The sequence below is a fragment of the Paenibacillus sp. FSL H8-0261 genome (genome assembly GCF_045040645.1).
Classification (GTDB): Bacteria; Bacillota; Bacilli; order Paenibacillales; family Paenibacillaceae; genus Paenibacillus_AQ.
This window is the reverse complement of record NZ_CP150297.1, coordinates 2,140,297-2,160,785: the sequence shown is the minus strand read 5'-3', so window position 1 is coordinate 2,160,785 and position 20,489 is coordinate 2,140,297. Positions and strand designations below refer to the sequence as shown.

General features: G+C 42.1%; 11 protein-coding genes. 1 reads left to right on the top strand and 10 read right to left on the bottom strand.

Translation table 11 applies throughout. The annotated features are described in order from the left end of the window. Positions 1-114: 114 nt before the first annotated feature. From MHI27_RS09270 to MHI27_RS09230, 9 genes are all read right to left on the bottom strand, one after another. The gene (locus MHI27_RS09270) at positions 115-5,250 is read right to left on the bottom strand and encodes a cadherin-like beta sandwich domain-containing protein (protein WP_405176090.1); all 5,136 of its coding nucleotides are present in this window, start codon (positions 5,248-5,250) and stop codon (positions 115-117) included. A 228-nt stretch (positions 5,251-5,478) separates the two neighbouring features. Next, positions 5,479-8,028, bottom strand: coding sequence for a LuxR C-terminal-related transcriptional regulator (locus MHI27_RS09265; RefSeq protein ID WP_405176089.1), 2,550 nt, complete (start codon positions 8,026-8,028; stop codon positions 5,479-5,481). A gap of 221 nt (positions 8,029-8,249) precedes the next feature. Beyond that, positions 8,250-9,491 carry an RICIN domain-containing protein gene (locus MHI27_RS09260; RefSeq protein ID WP_405176088.1) on the bottom strand — a complete coding sequence of 414 codons (1,242 nt, stop codon included), beginning with the start codon at positions 9,489-9,491 and terminating at the stop codon, positions 8,250-8,252. A 261-nt stretch (positions 9,492-9,752) separates the two neighbouring features. Next, positions 9,753-10,562 (bottom strand): acyltransferase domain-containing protein, encoded by an 810-nt coding sequence (locus MHI27_RS09255; RefSeq protein WP_405176087.1) that lies wholly within the window; start codon positions 10,560-10,562, stop codon positions 9,753-9,755. Positions 10,563-10,966: 404 nt separating this feature from the next. After that, positions 10,967-11,614 (bottom strand): hypothetical protein, encoded by a 648-nt coding sequence (locus tag MHI27_RS09250; RefSeq protein WP_042186601.1) that lies wholly within the window; start codon positions 11,612-11,614, stop codon positions 10,967-10,969. A gap of 134 nt (positions 11,615-11,748) precedes the next feature. After that, positions 11,749-12,270 (bottom strand): flavodoxin family protein, encoded by a 522-nt coding sequence (locus MHI27_RS09245; RefSeq protein ID WP_405176086.1) that lies wholly within the window; start codon positions 12,268-12,270, stop codon positions 11,749-11,751. Between the two features lie 20 nt (positions 12,271-12,290). After that, entirely contained in the window at positions 12,291-12,713 is a 423-nt protein-coding gene (locus MHI27_RS09240; RefSeq protein WP_218640832.1) for an FMN-binding protein, read from the bottom strand. Between the two features lie 118 nt (positions 12,714-12,831). Next, positions 12,832-13,413, bottom strand: coding sequence for a TetR/AcrR family transcriptional regulator (locus MHI27_RS09235; protein WP_076283286.1), 582 nt, complete (start codon positions 13,411-13,413; stop codon positions 12,832-12,834). Between the two features lie 181 nt (positions 13,414-13,594). Then, the gene (locus tag MHI27_RS09230; protein WP_405176085.1) at positions 13,595-15,679 is read right to left on the bottom strand and encodes an alpha/beta hydrolase fold domain-containing protein; all 2,085 of its coding nucleotides are present in this window, start codon (positions 15,677-15,679) and stop codon (positions 13,595-13,597) included. A gap of 203 nt (positions 15,680-15,882) precedes the next feature. On the opposite strand from MHI27_RS09230, the gene MHI27_RS09225 reads away from it, so the two are divergent. Beyond that, complete coding sequence (locus tag MHI27_RS09225) at positions 15,883-16,248, top strand: VOC family protein (protein WP_076283288.1); 366 nt, start codon at positions 15,883-15,885, stop codon at positions 16,246-16,248. A gap of 116 nt (positions 16,249-16,364) precedes the next feature. On the opposite strand, the gene MHI27_RS09220 is transcribed toward MHI27_RS09225, so the two are convergent. Continuing rightward, complete coding sequence (locus tag MHI27_RS09220; RefSeq protein ID WP_405176084.1) at positions 16,365-20,486, bottom strand: beta-N-acetylglucosaminidase domain-containing protein; 4,122 nt, start codon at positions 20,484-20,486, stop codon at positions 16,365-16,367. Positions 20,487-20,489 lie beyond the last annotated feature (3 nt).

Below are 20,489 nucleotides of genomic sequence, written 5' to 3'. Positions count from 1 at the left end.
CACGCCCATATTATCATCCCGAAACAGACGGATTCCTACAAGTTTAAGAGGCGTCCAGATTTCATTGAAATAGTAATTGGGCATTTCACTCATCCTTTTATAATAATCTTCACTTTATTTGTTAATTTGTTTTAATAAGTTCAATAAGATGGTTATAGCTTCTCCTCTAGTGGCGTGATCCTGGGGAGCAAATTCATTATCGCCCTTCCCTTTCACAAGACCTGCTAACTTCAAGTAAGCTACACTGGATTTTGCCCATTCTGGAATGTCCTTGTCGTCTGCAAACCCGGTTGTGGCACTTGCTTCGTTAGATTTACCCAGAATCTTGGCAAGGATCACTGCCATTTCAGCCCTTGTAATTTCTGTATTTGGACGGAATGTGCCATCCTCATAGCCGTTAATAATACCTGCTTGTACCGCCTGTGCGACCGCTTCCTGAGCCCAAGCTCCAATCTTCGCTGCATCTGTAAAGGTTAGCTTAGTTCCAGTTTCTTGCGGTTTCAAAGCATTCATCAACATAAGAGCAAACTCTGCTCTCGTTAAGGTACCGTTAGGCTTGAATGTGCCATCAGAATAACCTTTGATAATTCCAAGGCTTAACGCTTCTTGAATGGAGCGCTGCGCCCAATGACCAGAAATATCACTTAGGTTATTCGCTGGTGTTGGTGTAGATCCCGGTGTCGTCGCCGGTGCCACAGTTGGCATTGGCGTCGCTACTGGCGTCAGTGTCGCTGTTGGTGCTAATGTTGGTGTCGGCAACCCGCCACCAGAACCTCCACTACCTCCACCAGATATAACTTCTTCTGCTGCACGGGTTACAGTAACCGTATATTCCTTCTTCGTGATCCCATCTTCCGCTGTAACGTTTACCGTCAATGTATTCTTTCCTACGGACAGGGACTTCGAACCTAGATCATCTGCTGAGATCGTAGCAGTTCCATCATTCTTGGTTGCTGATACTGTAGTACTCTTCACGTCGTTAGCTACATTGGCTGAGTAAGCCAGTGTACCACTTGTAAAGGTTGGACTCAGTGTCACTCCGCTTAAGGATAAGTCGCTTAACGTGGCATCCGAACTTGCCGCTCGGGTTACTTCAACAATGTACTCTTTCTTCGTAGAACCATCTTCCGCTGTAACGTTTACCGTAATTATGTTCTTTCCTACGGACAGAGATTTCGAACCAAGATCATCTGCTGAGATCGTAGCAGTTTCATCATTCGCGGCTGCTGATACTGTAGTACTCTTCACGTCGTTAGCTACATTGGCTGTGTAAGCCAGTGTACCACTTGTAAAGGTTGGACTCAGTGTTACTCCGCTTAAGGACAAGTCGCTTAACGTGGCATCCGAACTTGCCGCTCGGGTTACTTCAACAGTGTATTCTTTCTTCGTAGAACCATCTTCAGCTGTTACGGTTACCGTAATTATGTTTTTCCCTACGGACAGAGACTTCGAACCAAGATCATCTGCTGAGATCGTAGCAGCTTCATCATTCGTGGCTGCTGCCACGATGGTGCTCTTCACATCATTCGTTACACTGGATACGTAAGTTAAAGTATCCTCATCAAAGGTTGGACTCAGTGTCACTCCACTTAAGGACAAGTCGCTTAACGTGGCATCTGAACTCGCCGCCCGGGTTACTTCAACGGTGTACTTCTTCTTCGTAGAACCATCTTCCGCTATAACGTTTACCGTAATTATGTTCTTTCCTACGGACAGAGACTTTGATCCTAAATCACCTACTGAAACCGTTGCGGTTCCGTCATTCTTAGTTGCTCCAACGGTCGTGCTTGTCACATCATTTGCTACATTGGCTGTGTACGTCAATGTGCCACTAGCAAATGCTGGACTTAGTCTTACTCCGCTTAATGTCAAGTCACGGAGTGTGGCATCTGAACTTGCCGCTCGGGTTACCGTCACGGTATAGTCCTTCTTTGTTCCATCTTCTGCAGTGACGTGAACGGTGAATATATTCGATCCTACCGATAACGTCTTCGAGCCTAAATCACCTGCTGAAACCGTAGCGGTTCCGTCATTCTTAGTTGCTCCAACGGTCGTGCTTGTCACATCATTTGCTACATTAGCTGTGTACGTTAATGTTCCACTAGCAAATACTGGACTCAGCCATACTCCGCTTAACGTCAGCGCACGGAGTGTGGCATCTGAACTCTTCGCTCTTGTTACCTTAACGGTATAATCTTTCTTAGTAATACCATCCTCTGCGGTGACGTGGACAGTGAATGTATTCGCTCCTACCGATAGCAGCTTCAAACCTAGATCTGCTACGGGAACCATAGCGGCCCCACTATTCGTGCTTGCTCCAATAGTTGTACTAGTCACATTGTTTGCTACATTAGCAGTGTACGACAAAGTGCCACTAGCAAATACAGGACTGAGTGTCACTCCATTTAACGTCAGCGCACTCAAAGAGGCGTCTGAACTTGTCGCACGAGTTACCGTCACGGTATATTCCTTCTTCGTGACACCATCCTCAGCTGTAACATGAACAATAAAGGTATTTACTCCCACGGACAGCGACTTCGAACCTAAATCTGTCACTAGGATCACAGAATCCTTATTCCCTTTGGTTGTTGTGATTGTCGTATTCGTTACGCTATTAGCAACAGCTGCTGTATACGTCAATGTATCCTTAGAAAATGTCGGGCTGAGCGTCACATCGCTAAAGGTCAGTCCGCTTAGGGTCGCGTCTGCACTTTTTGGGTTTATTACATCTGATTCAACGGTCAGCTCTTGTACCTCAGACGAAGGTAGTTTAGCTGTTTCCGCTATACGAACTGAGATCGTATCGTTTTCATTAACAATGAGGTTATCAACACTCGTACCGGAAATCCCTTTATACGGGTTCTCGTTGATTTTATATTCCATCTTTTCCGAAACATCCCTTAGCTTTGTCGTGCCACCAATCGTTCCTGGTCCCAATAATCCAGTCGGTGCTGTTGCTGATTTGATATGTGCTAAATTGACTTTTAACTTTTGGTCGAAGGATGCCGGTTCTGAGGAAGTTGCCGCAAGACGAACAAAAATCGTATCGCCCGCATAGGCAGAAATATTATCCTCACTTGTATCGGTAATTTCCTCATACGAGCCCGAATTGACTCTATATTCCATATCACCACTTACATTAATTAGCTTCGTAGTTCCCGCAGTGGTTCCCACCGTTAAGCTGCCTAAAGTGGGTCCGGCCTTAATATCTGCTACACCTACTGTCAAAGTTTTGGAGCTTGTTATATCTCCTGCTACTCGGACATTAATTTGATCTCCCGCATCTACAACAATGTTATCCGCATCAATATTTGTTATTGGTATATAATCGCTATCGTTAAGCGAATATTCCATCCCGTTTGATACATGATTAATCTTTGTTGTCCAGCCTTTAGTCCCTGGAGATAAATCCGTAAATGCCCATAATTTAGGATACTGATCAGGGGTGATATACCATGTGGAATCGAAGTTCCAACCGCTAAAATTGGCCTTAGTATGCATCTCTGCAGTTGTCTTTCCTTCACCTTTTCCTGTATCCTCTTGCTGTGCTGTATCTTTGTCATAGAAGCTATTCGCTAATGATCCAAAATAGTAGTAATAACTACCTATCAAACCACCAACTTCAGTAGTCCCAGGTCCAGGCTTCACAGTTCCAGTCGCGTAGCTGTTGCTAATGTTTACAAAGTAAGAATAACCAATCAAGCCGCCAACGCCGTTTATTCCATAAATATTATTCACGGTTACCGATCCTGAAGCATAGCTATCACTTACCGTTCCTAAGAAAGCATACCCCACCAAGCCGCCTGCATAATAATATCCATTCACTGACCCAATCGCATAACTATTAGTAATGGATCCATTTGTGCTATATCCTACCATCCCTCCAATATATCCACTGCCATTTATAGATACTCCAGTAACGTAGCTATTATCGATGGTTCCATCATTAGCTCCAGCAATAGCACCAATAAAATTGCTACCTGTAATGTTGACATTTTCCAATCTCATACTTGTAACTTTACTTCCAGTATCTATAAATCCAAATAACCCCAGATAACTAGTGTAATTATTTTGAATAATCAGGTTCTTTATTTTATATCCATTGCCGTCTATACTTCCTTTAAATCTTTCACTATCATTTCCAATTGGCGTCCAGCTTGCATAACTTTTTAGATCGATGTCTGCTATAAGTTTGAAATAAGTACCACTTTCCATATGGTTTCTAACTTCACTCAGTTGATCGGCATTCTCAATCAGATAGGGCTCACTTTCTGTACCAGACCCATTACCCGTATACTTTTTGATCATCTGTTGACTTACAACCACATCTGGATAACCAAGCGCTGTCACTCTAATGTCATGACTGCCTTTTGTCATCAGTACACCGGCTTTTATCGTGAGCATACCGGCATCAACAGCGTATTGTGTCTCTTTACTTAATACTGCCCCTCCGTCTGACACCGCGTTGATCGCTTCACGCCACAGAGAATCGTCAGGAAACGTAATCGTTATATCTTTATCGGTGTAGTTGTTATCCGTATCCGCTGTTAGAAGAGGCGGGGTAAATTGAATATTTGCAATCTCAATAAGGTGACTATATGCGATATCCGAGCTATCCACGAATGCTCCCGCATCGATTTTCAGTACATTTGAATCCCCTACTAAAGTGTCTTTAAAATGAATTTCAAGCGTACTACTTGTATCTGTGTAGGTTACGTTTGTAACGGTATCCTCTACGTCAAGAGGTGCATAAGCGCCGCCGCTTGTTTTCTTCACTGTAATCTTTTCTCGCAAATCCTCTATTGTACCTGCCTGTCTAGCATACACATTAAATGTAACCGTTAACGTCTTGTTCTGCTCGCTAACGACTTTAGTCATTTCGCCGCTATCAAGCTGAAGGTCACGATAATAGCATTGTTTTCTAATTCCGCCTTCTGGGTCACCGCCCATTACATCATTTGAACATATCGTGCTATCGGTAATAATTTTCGAATAATACTTATAATTCCCCCCAGTAGCCCAATAACGGACTTCTTTCCTCCCTGGAACTATGCAAGTGTTATCCTCTCCCTCATCAGCACAATAGGTCCAGCCGGGGCTTCCATCAGGTCCTGTATTCCCATCTTGCGCAGAAACAACGCCTGTAAATAAAAAGGAGAACGATGAAAATATCATCAGCCCTACTAATAAACGAATCGTAAATCCTTTCAGCCATCTTTCAGTAGAACCAGATATTTTTGTTATTAACATAGCTATATTTACTCTCCTCCAATGTACCTAACAAACAGGTAAAAATAATTCCAAAGTGCTTTGTATGCATTAATTGATATTTCCTCACTTCCCTTTCAATTAAGTTTCTTGTTGCAAAATATCTTTGTATGTCGAATACTCAGCAATCACCTAACTATAAGACTAACTTTTCCAAAAAAAAACTCCCCAAAAGGGGAGGATAGTCTTACTTATAGGGGGGCTTCATACCTATTCTATAAATGAATTGAAATGTTGCAGCGCTTGTACACGATTGTTTATCCCAAGCTTTCTATACATATTTTTAATATGAAATTTCACGGTTTCACCTGTAACGTATAATCTATCGGCGATTTCTTTATTTGATAATCCACTCGCAATTAAATGTAGAACTTTCATTTCCTGCTCCGTTAGTATTTCTTTAAGGGTTAGCTTCTCCTCTATGGTGACATCCAAAGCCTTAAGCAGCTGCTTCACATAGGACAACGAAATCTTTGGATCGGGAATTAGACTGCCTATCTGTACCTTCAGATAAGTAGATAGCAGTTCCTGCATCTTAGGTCCTTCATCCAAAAAGCTGCGGATATAGCCTTCTGGCTCTGCTAGATGTAAAGCGGTCCCCAAGTGTAGATAAGCTGCCTCAGTTTGGCCGATGGATTGATACGTCATACTTTGCGCAATACATACCTTAATTTGATCTCGGAGACGATCTTCCTTAAATAACACTTCATTCAATCGATCCAACACATACAAGGCTTCATCTGATCGCTCGCATGCTGCCAGCACTTTTGCCAAAGCTAAATACTCCGCGATTCGATTCATAGGAATTTCATCTGTATGTGTCAACCCACATTTCCTTAGCCATGCCAGAGCTGTTTGAATCGAACCCTGCTGTAGAGATAAGCAAGCTTGCTCTGCTTCAACACCTAACATAAACAAATCATAGTCAGGAGAGTCAATTTGCAGTTTCAACTGTGTAAGCAGCTGTGATGCTCGGTTTGGATCTCCTTTGGCTTGCTGAATTCGTGAAGCACTAGTGTAATTGTGAATCAAAATCCGAGCGAAAGGCTGCATGTCCTTACGTTCAAGGACTTTACTTGCATACCGTTCAGCTTCGTCCAATCGATTCCATTCATAGAGCAATTTGCTATAAGAAGCATACAAATAACCAACAAAAGGATACTCCTGTTTGTTCTCCCAAACTGTAATCCATTTTAATAGGAAAGCTTCTGCTGCGTGAAGATCATTAATAAGCGCCAAGTGATCATCAAACACATCATTCCCTTGATATCGATTACGCCCCATTGTTTGAAACAAACTACCTTCTGGCACGAATTGCTCTACAAGCTCAAAGTATCCCGAGGTTCGCTCAAGGTCTTTTTGCAGATAGGTGGTAACTGAACAGAAAAAGTAGAGATTACCCATGACCTGATTCCACTGGATATCATCCATTTCCCCCTGCAACGCTAGAAAACGAATCTCAGCCTGTTCAACTCTCTTAAAGGCAACCTTCCATTCACCAACTCCCAGCAATACAGAAATATAAAACAATTCAATCATAGGCTTCTCTGCAAAAGAGTTCTCCGGCAAAGCAGACACCCAGCGAATCAAAACGACGCTTTTCGATTGCACTAACGTATGAAGATTCTTCTCGATTAAACGAACAGCATCTGCGAACCGGTTTCCTTCTATATAATGCTCCACTGCTTCTTCGTCAAAGCCATGCTCCTCCAGCCAATTTGCCGCTCGAGTATGTACTTGTATCCACTTTTCCGGATCTGTTCTGAACAATATTTGTTGCAGAAAGTCAGAAAGTAAATGATGATACCTGTACCAATTCCTGTGATCGTCCAAGGGGATAACGAATAAATTCAAATGGACTAATCTCTCCAATTGCTCTTGGCAGTTCATTTGACCAGTTACAGCTTGACATAAGGAATAATTCATCCGGTTTAAAATAGAGGTTTCCAGTAAAAAAGTGCTTATGGAATCCGGAAGATGATGAAATACTTCTTCTAGCAAATAGTCTGATATATGCTGCTGTTGACCTCTAATTTGATGAATCGTCGCATTTATATTATCACTTTGTTTCAGACTAATCGCTGCTAGCTGTAAACCGCTAATCCAGCCTTCGGTCTGATGGAATAGCTCTGTCACTTGTTCTTTTGATAAGGCTAAATCGGTCGTATCCTGAAAGAACTCTATTCCCTCATCCAATTGAAATCGTAAATCCTGCATGTGGATCCGATGTAATTCACCTTTTGCCAAAAGTCTAGTAGTAGGTATCGTCAGAGCGGTTCGACTTGCAATATAGAGATGTATATGAGGAGGTAAATGCTCAAGAAAATAAGTCATGGAATGATGTATCGTGGGCGTCTCAATGACATGATAATCATCAAGAACGATAACCAGTTCGTTAAATACATGATTTAACTCATTCAAGAGTACTGCTATTGCAGGCTCCAAAGTCATTGAAGGCCCATCATCAAACAAAGGTTCAACTGCTAGTCCAAAATCGGGAACGCATTCCGTTATAGAAGCTCTAACACAACTCCAAAACTGGGCCCAATCATTATCGTGCTTATCTAAGGACACCCAAGCCACAGGCATATTGCATTGTCTAACCCATTCGCTTAACGCTGTGGTTTTCCCGTAACCGGCTTGTGCAGAAACAAGCGTCAACTTGGTGTCCATTCCTTCATTAAGTTTACTTATCAGCCTTGGACGAGAGACCAATGAATTACGCACACGAGGAATATGAAGTTTTGTAGCTACAATCAATGATAATCCCTCCGAATATGTATGATGCTAAGATGAAATACAACTATAAATCTATTTAGAAACCATTTTTTAGGAGTCAAGGTTATAAATCACATTATATCAGATAGAAAAATATTAAAATATGAAATGGTGCCTTCAGATAAATATATCTATGTTCTACAAAAAAATAAAAAACGGCATCTCTGCCGTTTTTCTTGAACATGATCGTATAATAAATCCTTTTAGTTCACTTTAGTAAAAAACCATTTCTGAGCATCGCTTCCATTATCCGTCCACTGCTGAACCGCTGCACCGTCTGCCGTTGAGGCTCCGTTTACATCCATGGCTAATCCACTCACTTTAGAAATTAGTTTGTAGTATCCACCCCCTACATCTACAATGCTCCACCGCTGAGCGTTGGTACCATTGTCATCCCACTGCTGCAACTGTACACCACTGACGGTTGATGAGTTTGGCACATCCAATACTTTTCCACTATGCACTGCTGTCAGCTTATAGTAGCCGTCTCCCGTACTTTCCACCTTGAATTTCTGATTATTGGCTGTGTAATTGGTCCATTGCTGCATCTTTGCCCCACTTGCTGTGGACACATCCACTACGTCCAGAACCTTGCCACTAGCCTTGTCGGCTAAAGTATAAATCCCACCACTAACGATGTTTGAGGTAGGCGCGGATTGATACACCCGTACATAATCAACCAGCATTTGCGCCGGGAAAGCAGTTGAAGCGTTTGGACTTCCAGGCCAATTCCCACCAACAGCAAGGTTTAGCAGGATAAAGAAGGGTTTTTGGAACTCCTCCGTATTTCCCGTTCCATTCTCGATATAAAAAGCATTAAATTGGTTGCCATCTACAAACCACTTGATATAATTCGCATCCCATTCAACGCTGTACACATGGTATTGAGAGAAATCCAGATTTCCGGATACCTGCCCATACTCGGCATGCCCATTGGCATCCCAGTGTACCGTCCCATTAACAAAAGCATTATTGTTCACACGTTCCATAATGTCTGTTTCACCGGATTTAGGCCAACCTACTGTATCAATATTTGATCCAAGCATCCAAAATGCCGGCCAGAGTCCTTGACCCGAAGGCACCTTAACTCTAGCTTCGATTTTCCCATAGGTAAAACTTTTGAGTCCTTGTGTTTTGATCCGTGCAGAGGTGTAATTCATTCCACCGTAGGATTCTTTTTGCGCTGTAATAACCAGATTTCCACCCGTAACTTGCAGGTTCTGCGAACGACTAGTATAGTACTGAAGTTCATTGTTACCCCAGCCACCGCTCCCTGTGCCGATTTCGGCGGACCAGTTACCAGTATTCAGAGAATTCCCGTCAAATTCATCACTCCATACCAGATTCCAGTTCGAGGCTGCACTTGAATTACCTGTAGGCACTAGAGCAATCATGAGTGTAAACAGCAGAAATAGACTTAGCATTTTTCCTTTTCTCAACATCATCGTCTCCTCCTAATAAATGAAAAAATTATAGGACACAGGAATGCTTAAGACGATATCTGCCCAGGGTCAGCCCAATGGAATCACCTCTTTGATCTTATTAATTTCATTGCACGGCGCGCTCGTACATCTGAAACCGGTTTCGTTTTTGGATAAAACAAAACACTATCCCCAAAACCAGCTATTACAGCCAGAGTCAGGTTAACGCATCACTTCATTTGCAGTGTACGTCTTCTCTATCCGTAATATGCCAAGATTTCAACCTTACTTATGTACTTTAATCCCATAGCCACTTCCTAGTTTACCTCCTGCAATTAAAAAGGCTTTTGCACGCCGTTGCAGTTGGGTGTTCTCTTCGTACTCTTGAGGGGTCATACTTAGTTTACTAAATATTCTTTCTTCTGCTTCCTTGGAACTTTTATCGACTTCATAAATGTAGAACCGACTTTGAAACTGAATAATGTTCGATTCTGGATTCAAAATCTCACTTAATTCCGGATCAAGCAGCCATGAATGACAAATAAACACTGGAGTTATACCTCTAAAAAAAACTCTGGCTAACTGAAAGGATTCCTCGACACTTTGAACGGATAAAGGCTCTCCCGCTGGAATGTGCACATTAAGCACGATTTGATTGGTAAAGATTTTACAACCATCAACAACTAAATCGCGGTCCATCGCAAAAGGTTGAAATTGCATTCTTCCCAAACGAAATAAACGAAGCTGAACATGCTCTTGCAGCCAGTTATATTCTTCAATACCATATTCACCGTAATCACGTAGACATTGCATGCACCAGATCTGAATATCTGAGAATGTATCATAATAGATCTCATCCTCAATGTTACGAATACGATACTCTTCATAAGCATCTACTGCGAATCTCACAAATAAATATAATAGTTGCTTTCGATAGCCCTCCGATGCTTTCACAGATTCAAAAAAAGAAAATCTGTCAAAATAAAAATGTTGTTTATAAACTAGATATTCATCCTCTTTCATCTGAAACTCATAAACCTGCTGTCTAGCCGCTGGATCAAGCTTTATCCCTTCACACAATGCTCTGATGTTCACTAGAAAACCTCCTAAAAGACTACGTTAAATCATAGCCTTAAATATACATTCTCACGTGCTGGAATGCTAAATTCATAACTATAGAATCCATATCGTGTTGTGCATAATATAGAATCAAGTGCTTCTGTTGTCAACGGAATCGTTGACCGCACTCCTCATGACTTTGCAGCAATAGCTCTCCGATGGCGGCTGTGGTACCAAAAGTCCCATCGATTTGGAAGATTCCGCGAAATAATCAATGATAGTATCCACCATATACGGATGCCCATCAAAAAGATTAGAATTTCAAAAGCGCTTCTAAAGTGAATTGACTCTACGGATTGTAAGAACTCATAAAATAAAACAAAGAAACGGCATTTCTGCCGTTTCTTTGTTTTATGGATGGCCAGGGCTCGGAGCCTGTTTTACTCCAATCCATGTTCCTTACGGATGTTATACATGCCTTGTACAAGCAGCTCGGAAGGATCCCGATTCAATTGCAAGTGCGTTAACAATAAATGCAGTGGGAACGCACAAACGTTATTCCCATCGCTTATCGCTGGAAATCCAGCCTCGAAAACCGGACCTAGTTTTTCATTCCAAGCTAGTCCAACATGTACATCTTCTGGCGCAAATTCTTCAGTTATTTCTTTAATACATTGCGGAACTAATACATTGTCTATGATCGCTTTAGCTTCTTCTTCACTTGAAGGCGGTTTTGGAAGCGTTTTGCCGCCCTCAATCTTCATCAGATCAACAAAGAATGAAGCCATCCATGCTGCAGGATCCTTACCCGATTGGAATCTTGCAATCAATTCACGCAGAAAAAAGCCACAAGAATAGACATGGTCTAACTCAGACTTTACGTGAAAAACAAAAACCGGGCCGTAGGCCTCCATATTCAACACTTGTCCTTCAACGTCTTGAAAGTGCACTCTCAAAGCTACGAGACCGTTATGATGAACAGCCATCACTAGCTTATTCATATCCTCCTCAGACATTTCTGGATCATTGGTTATTTCCTCGTTCTCGTTTAATGTTTCTTCGTTCTCATTTGTTATCTCATTGGTCATTTTAAATTCCCTCCCGCTCCTATCATACCATCTAGTGAATTGAACTGACACTTTAATAATAGACAAATTCCTACCAGTTGAGGAGAAAATAAATAAACGGCATCTCTGCCGTTTATTTATGGGTCAACTCTTACTTAAGTCACATCCATTATTTTCTTCACTACTATACTGGTTAATTGTTTGATATCCCCAGGATCTAACTTGTAAGCAGAAGTAGCTTTTCGTGTCGGTTTAGGATTCGTCGATATTAAGTCAGCGATATACAGATCTATAAATACAACGGGATCAGCCCCAGTTCTTTTCCTGAGTTCGCCTGGTACCTTCGTGTTGGGTCCGTCCGCTCCGCCACTGATTGAAATAAAACCATACTTGTTCGGGTTTGTTTTCAAATGCTTTAAATAGGGTCGGAGTGGTGTGGCCACTTGCCCCATCCAGATCGGCCCGAAAAAGAGGATCAAATCATACTTCACTAATACATTAGGTGATGGCTGTACCAACGGTATCCTGCTGAAAATCATATCCATTGTAATGGAACTCATTGTCCGCGGCTTGGATTCAGAAATCTGAAAATATTCAGATGACAGTTCTTTAGCCACACTGCCAGCTAATGCATCATTGTTGCCTGTGAATGAATACGATATGACTGCAATGTTCATCTTAGCCCTCCTGAAACGAATTATTTCGTCTTTGCTTGCTCCAGTGCATTTTCTAGTGCCTTAAGATGTGCTTTAGAGGTAAGCGTTGCCCCACTAATAACGTCTACCTGAAGGGATTGTGATTCAATCACATGTCTAAACAAATCACCAATGCTTATCCCCCCCTTCATTTTCAGCGGATTTCCATTTTTATCTAAAGCGCCTTTGAATATTTTAATATCTAAAATTTGACCCTCAGATATTGATGCCTGAACCTTGGTATCTCTGGAATGATCCTTTGTGCCGATATATTCTCCCACATAGGTTCCATCACGCAGCTTTTGGAAATCAATGACGTTGATAGTAAGCTTTTGAACTTCACGCCTCCCTGGAGCGCTTAAGAGAATCCCTCCCCATACGATGACTACAATCACGACGAAGATGATCAGTATAACCATCCACATTGAGATCTTCCTTTTACTTCTTACAACAATGTTCATTCGCATGCCCCTCTTCTCAGTTTTTGAATGAATATTATTATATTCATTCACTTTAAGAGATAAAAAAACTGCCTCATTCGTTCTATTTGGGGCAGTCTGTAAGACCCTTCATGATTAGTTCCATCATATGGTCCAGTAGTTGTGGAAAGAACTCCAGTCCTATTTCTTCCTTGTGGGTTTCCACATTGATCATGGCGGCGAAGACCATCATAATCATTTTGCTGTCCATATCGCTTCGCATCTTGCCTTCGGTTTGCCATTGCTGCACAATTTCATGGAAGCTGTCATATAAGAAATCGTTCACCTGAATGCCGGTTTCTTCTCGATAAAGCTGTTCGATTTTCCCAAAAACACTTTTGTTGTACCATTCCTTTAGAATGGGGTTGGATATTATGCCTTCCACATTGAGTGCCATCATCTGCCGAATTACAATCACAGGGCTTTGGGTCATGTCAAGGGATTCCATACAGTTTTTTTTGAGTTTCGCATTTTCTTCAAGAAAGATATCCATAAAAAGCTTTTCCTTAGAAGGATAATAATTGTAAAAAGTTCCTATAGCTATTCCAGCTTTTTTTGTAATGTCCGAGACATTCGTATCCTTAAAACCTTTATTGCTAAATATCTCTTTCCCACAATCATAAATCTTTGTTTTTTTATCTTCCACTTTCCGCATCTCCATGAATGAATAATTATTTTTTCATTCATATCATAATGTCAAAAGTTGGATGTGTCAATGCAAAACTTATTTGTTATCTTTTCGTTCATTGAGCGACAATAAAATAAAAAAACGGCATCTCTGCCGTTTTCCCGATAGTTACAGAAACTTATAGTTTCATGAGATCCTCTTAATCCATCAGGTACAGATCCCCGAAGGCATTAACATCCTTCGAAGAACCTATGCCACTATTGTATTCCAGCCAGCCTCTACGCCCCTCGCCGTCATTATCATTGACCAGCAGCGAAAACTTAAGCTTCATTCCTTGCTTCACCTGCGTAATGTCATGGCTCAGTTCACGCCAGGGTATGGCTAATTCGTAGCTGGTTGTTGAATCTGAACGACTCACCGCATACTTTAGCTCTAGGGCATCATTTATATTGAATCCCATTGGGGTTAGCCAGCGCCACTTGAGTAAATTCCCTGCATTTCCCCGAGCCACACCTAGTTCATGATACTCCGAGGGTACCGTTCCGTCTAAGTTTGCAATACCAATCCCAATCTGAATGCTGTCCCCACTCCAAATGGCATCGCCTGATGCCGACTGTTCATGCTTGTCATCTATAACTTCTACCCCTAGATAAAGGTTATCCTCGTCCCAAGCTAAGAAACCGGTCGCACTGATATCCTGCTTACCTCGCCAATTGATTTTGATATCCTTCACATCAAAGCGAGCCAGATCACTCCAATCTGTTAGGTTACCATCAATTTCAACGGGCTTACTGAGTTTTGGCAACAACAGCGCGTTAAAGGAATCTAACGTCGTCTGCAATAGATTACCTATGTCATTATAAGATTTAAGCGTCCGTTGTCCTCTAGCAAGCTCAGGAATCTCTAACCGCACACTCTTTCCTAATTCCAGATTCTCCACAGTGGCGTTGTAGGTCCCCTGAGTAGAACGTTCTGTATCATAATCGGCTTCCACAGAACCATTGAAATTGTTCGTAGACTGATTAGTAACATCCATATGAGTTTTTATTTCCTTAGCAGCTTCATCATAAAATGTCTCATATTTCACCATCAGCGGGTCGATTACGTTAACATTGACAGCGAAGCTCATTGCCGTTTTAGGATCTTCGCCTCGTGAGACAAACAGTGTATCGTTTCCTCGCACCAAGCCTTCCGGAACCTGTATCCGAAGTCTGTCTTCTTCCTCCTGCTCACGAAGTATCCAGCCCTCAGGCAAATCGATGTTCATCGACTCCTTCGCAGGAATGCGATAGGCCCCAGGCAGCTTAATATCAAAGGCATCGCCGGAAGCAATCGAAATCCCGGAATTCTCTGGCAGCTCTGCAAGATCAGAACTATTCATGACATTCCATAGAAAATGTGTTGTCGTCTCCATAATTTCATCGATGTATTTATCATTCTTGTAGTCATGTCCGACACCTTCCATGGTGAGTAGATTATGATACACCCCCTTCTCTTTCAGCTGTTCGGCCAATTCAACACTTTGCTGGTACGGCACCAGTTTGTCTATCGTTCCATGAATGATGAGGACCGGCGGCAGCTTGCTGTCCGCACTTTTCGTCAGATCACCGCCATAAATATCAACAATAGAAAATACAGATTTAATGATGGAAGGATCCTGTGATACATATTGATTGACAAAGTTTATGGCTAGATGTCCCCCCGCCGAATCACCACCGATAACAATACGGCTTGCATCCATCCCGTAAATCTCTGCGTTATCGTTGATCCATTTAATCACATCGGTTATATCTTCATAAGCGTCATTAAGTGTGCGGCTGAAATTAGTAAATGGATCTTTTTTCAGCCTATAATCAACGGACAATACAGCATATCCTCGCTTCGCCAATCCCGTAGAAAAGTCTGCTGCATCGTTCTTATTCCCTTCTGTATAACCACCACCGTGAATGAAAATAAATACAGGCCTCTTCTCGTTATTATCGCCAGACGGCTCGTACAGATCGAGTTTCAGCGGTTCTAGAGCATCTGTCTCATTCTTCTTGCTCGCATACAAAATATCTCCTTTCACTGTAACCTTATAAGCGGGAGTCAAGTACTGAACCGAAATTTGTCCGTTATTGACAGTAACTTTAGCCGCTGATGTACTACTGTCAGTAGTAATCACGTTAGTCACTTCTTTTCCTTCCTTTTCTAAAGCGCTCTTATTCTCTTGGTTATGCAGTAACAACCAGGAACCTAGAACGATTACTAGGATCGTAAGAACGTAAATAAGCCTACGCTTCATTATGACAACCTCCCAGAATGATTTTAGATTTGAAAAGTAATATAATTCCAATATCATCATTCTAGAATTCAAGGCATCGTTTAACAATTATGTATTCCTTCGTGAATTAGGTTTAATATTACGAACTTTTAGTGAACAAGAAAGCGTATAATTAAGTAGAATCGGCTTTGTCATAGAAATAGATAGAGGAGGACATTACAATCATGAAGTTGAGAATGAATTGGGTAACGCTTAGGGTGCGCGATCTGGAGGCTTCCCTTGATTTTTATAACCGGATTCTGGGGCTTCCCATTGACCGCAGATTTGAGAGTAGAGGAAAACAAATTGTTATGTTAGGCACGGTGGATCAGCCCAAAATCGAGCTTATTCAGGGTAGTGATCCGGCACTGAAGCCGGAATGCGGCGTTTCTGTTGGTTTCGAAGTGGAATCGCTCGACGATGCCATAGCGTATTTGAAAAGCCAAGGCATCCCCGTCGCACGCGGACCGATCACACCAAATCCCCATCTGCGATTCTTATATATACTGGACCCGGACGGCTTCGAGGTACAATTAGCGGAGCATAGCTAGGCTAGCACTCTTCAAGCAAAAAAAAGGAAGTGTCCCAAAAGCCATGAAATGGCTGCGGTGACACTTCCTTTCTTTTGATTATATCTGCTAATTTGTTATGGGTTGAAGGCTACTACTCATTCTGTTATCTTACGAGCTACCAGCGCCAAGTCTTTCAAATCAATCACACCATCTTTATTGATATCGGCACGTTTAGCCTCAGCCCAATCCGGACTGCTGGTATCCTTGCCATAATTAGCAGCGACAATCGCTAAGTCACCGATGGACACTTTGCCATCTTTATTGATGTCACCAGTCATACCAGGCTCCGGCTCTTCTGCTGTTATCTTGAGCTTATGGCTCGACGTAACAGTTTCGCTCTCCTTGCCTTCCGCATCTGCTACGATCACTTTTTCAATCTGAATAGTACTCTCTGTAGCTTCCGCTACTGTTTTAGTACCGAAATCCAAGGATAACAGCTGCAGATTGCCAGTCACAGCATTTCCCGCACCTTCACTCACCACCAGGAGTCGTAGTTTTCCAGGCGTGTGATTAGCAGTTTCAAGCACCTGGATTCCACTACGCAAGGAAGTAGCAGCCTTGAATTCCAATAGCTTAGGATCATAGTTCATGGTTATATCCATCGCATATACAGCATCTGTTACACTTTTTACCCCAAACGCCAGTTGAAAGTCATTACCTCCAGCTACAGTGTCTACCCCAGACAGAACAGAAGTCATCTTACCCGATGGATCAACCTCACCATTCCCGTCTTTTTTAACGGTAATGATCTCGTGGATTTTGGGTTTAGTTGAACCCTCCCACTGAATCTTCACTTCAAACACATTACTATACTTGGAGGTATCAAATGTATTATAAGATGAGGACAGGTTACCTACCTTATGCCATCCACTCGCATCTCGCACGGACACCGCAGCGTTTGAATTATCCGATGGATTTTGCAAAACTATCACTTCTTTTACCTTTGTATCCTTCGACAACTTATAATTTAAGGAACCCGTATTCCCAGTACCCGGCATATAGAAGGTGGATAGCTTTTGATCAACGGACAGAGACGCTTCATTCCCTATAACTCCAGCAGGTTCAGCCTGAATAGCCGGATTGGCAGATCCCGGTCTTTCAATTCCTTCATTAACCAAAATTTCATTGAGCGCGAGCCATGCATCTTGTGTTTCTGTTGAAATTAATCTTACATATCGGGCTTGCTTGCCACCGTCAACTTGAACTCGCTTATAACGGTAAGGCACCTCGTGCTCTGGGAAATTCAAACTCCGATCATTTGGATTAGTAAACGTATGGATCGTATCCCATGTCTCTCCGTCTAGCGACAGCTGTAAATCTCCTTTACGGAAGAAATCTCCTTCACCGTCTCCAATCACGACAGCTACATTCTGGACATTCACCACACCGCCCATGTCGATCTGAATATACTTCCCTTTCGATTGAATCGAACCGAACCAAACCTTGTTCTCTAAAGAAGCATTGTACACGTTGTTGATAGAACCTTCATAAATGCTTCCGTAATTATGAGTAATCATTGGTGGAGAGAATTTGTTCAGCTTGATCATGAGCCTTGTCAAATCTACAGTGATATTCTCAGTTCCCTTGTTTATGATCCGGAAATAGGTAGCACTAGCAAACGCCCCATTCCCCTCATTAATCTGTTCCCATTCCACACCGTTCTTTGAGGATTCTAACCGAACTTCTCCGTTAGAAGCTTCAAGCGCAACTTGCGTGATCTCTTCAATGGATTTCAAATTAATCCCAACATATTGGGATGGCTTTAATGTGATTCCATTCATATTCGATAATTGCACAGAATTATCTGCTACCATAACAGGAGTATCCTTCAACTCTGTCACATCGGTGTAAATGGCTACCTTATCTTTACCTGCATTTACGGAAAACTCGCGAACTGCCGTCCATAAATCAGGCTTACCTCCAGGTATTCCAGCATGAGTCAATCGATATCGAACCATCCTTGCCTCCACATTGAGCCCGGAAGCAGAAATTTTATACCCGGAACGCTCTTCTCCGATTGTAGTCCATTCTTGACCGTTCACGGAATACTCAAGAATCCCCCTTTGGAATATATCGTGATCCGCATCATTTCTACCTTGTGTGATCGCAATTTCTTCCACTTTAATGGTTTTTCCAAAATCAACACCATACCAGTCTCCATTCTGTTGAAGCGTCTGAATATAGACGTTCGTTGCTAAATCTCCGTCTACCATCAGGTTTAATCCTGAAGGAGAACCATATGAGCTTACAGCTAGAGGTTTAACATATTCCGGGTCCACCAAAGTATAAATCTGAGCATCCAGTTTATTAATGAGCTGCTCAGCAAAAGGAACCATCCGCTTTGCTCCTGCCTCGACCGTCACATCTGGAGAATTAAGCTTCTCAATTTTGAATGTTTTGGATAAGCTTAATGCGCTTGTGGCCTTAGCCAGTGCTTCCCATGCCTGATCAACATTCTCTTTCTGGATTGCTATCGCAGAGAGAACTGCCGATTTATCGGCAAGAACGACATTTTGCAAGCTATTTAGCCATGGATCAATTTCTTCTTCCATATTTTCATTCGTGTTATTTACTCTAAACGACGCGATGGCATCCAATACTAGATCAAATTCTTGAATCAATGTATTCCCCATCGTTTCTATCGGCTGACCACTTGAGTATTGACTTAAGAATTGCGCTAGTTCAGCTTTGATATTTTCCGACTCACCTACCACAAGTCCATGACCGCTAGGCGATGGGTCACTCATATGATAGGCAATCGTATTAAGCTCAGAAGCAACTTCAGGGGCAATATGCTTAAATGAATCGAGCCAGCTCTCCTCTTGATCAAAATCATCTACATTCCAAGTGTAATCCGCAACCGCGAAGATACCGATCTTAGATAATTCCGCATGCTTCATAGGATTTGACACTACACCTGAAATATTATGTGTACCTGGAATGAGCACTTCTGCTTTACCGAGCAGCAGTCTTGCATCCTTATAGTCATTCACTGGCCAGTTTAACCACATATATGGGTCTCTTCCATGTGCATCTTTGGGCCACTGCATATCTGCTGCATTAACAGAGGCAACAACGCCGTTTCCGGTCCACATTATATCTACATTCTCTGGCACATTTCTCAAGGCTTCAAGATAGGGTCTGCCAGTCGTTCCTGTCCAGCTTTTATTATAATATGGAGGACAATAAATTAATGATTTGACGTCTTTCTTGGACGTTACCCAATTCGCAACATCCGTAATAAGCTTAACATGTTTATCCTTATCCACTAATGATTGTGATGTGCTGATATCATCCATAAATAGTCCAAATTGACGTACGCCTACACTGTACAATTGTTCAAGCTTTGCAAGTAAGGTTTGAAGTTCTGCATCATAATTGTTCCAATTGATCATATTGAACCCTGGATGAATTGCCCATACAAACTGCGTCTTGGATTCATGTCCGACATCCACCAGTTCTTTGATCTTGGCAAGCTCAGCTGCAGGATAGGGTGTTCTCCATTGCGCGTTATGGTACTTGTCATCTTTAGGTGCAAAAATATAAGAGTTCATCTTCAGCTCTCCACCGAAACGCATCAAGCTCATTCGATCTTCATGTGACCAAGGCGTGCCGTAAAAGCCTTCGATAAATCCTCGTGAGCGAGTATCAGAGAAATCTTCGATGGTGAGATTACGAACCTGCAGATCAGGAATTTGATCAAAAATCATCTTCAGCGATGCCAGGCCATAATAAGCCGCATCCGTATTTTTACCTAATATCGCAATAACACCTTTATTCTGTTGCTTGGTGCTAACGTTAAGAACATAAGCGTCCAGCTCATTGAAGTGATCCGCCTCATAGGGAATATTCTGAGTGAAGTAGTTGTCTACATAGCCTGATGAATTTCTAGTTCCCAAAAAGATATTTGTTTTCCCTGCTACTACAGCTCCTGACTCAGTGACCTGAAGTGATTTGGAATCCAGTATCCTTTGAAGCAGCTTTCTTGTCGGCTGGTCAATCGAATCTTCAATAACAACGTTTACATTTTGTGTAATGGTTAAGGTTGTCTCTTCTTCGGTTTGTTGCTGCGGTAATGGATAGATTTCATAGGATTCCGTTAATTTTGCATCTTTTTGTGGAAGATCAGAAGCTACATCCGCTGCAGCTGCAAAACTGGAGAACAAGCCGGCCACCATCATAAGTGTAATGAAGATACTGAGAATCTTCTTCGGCATTTC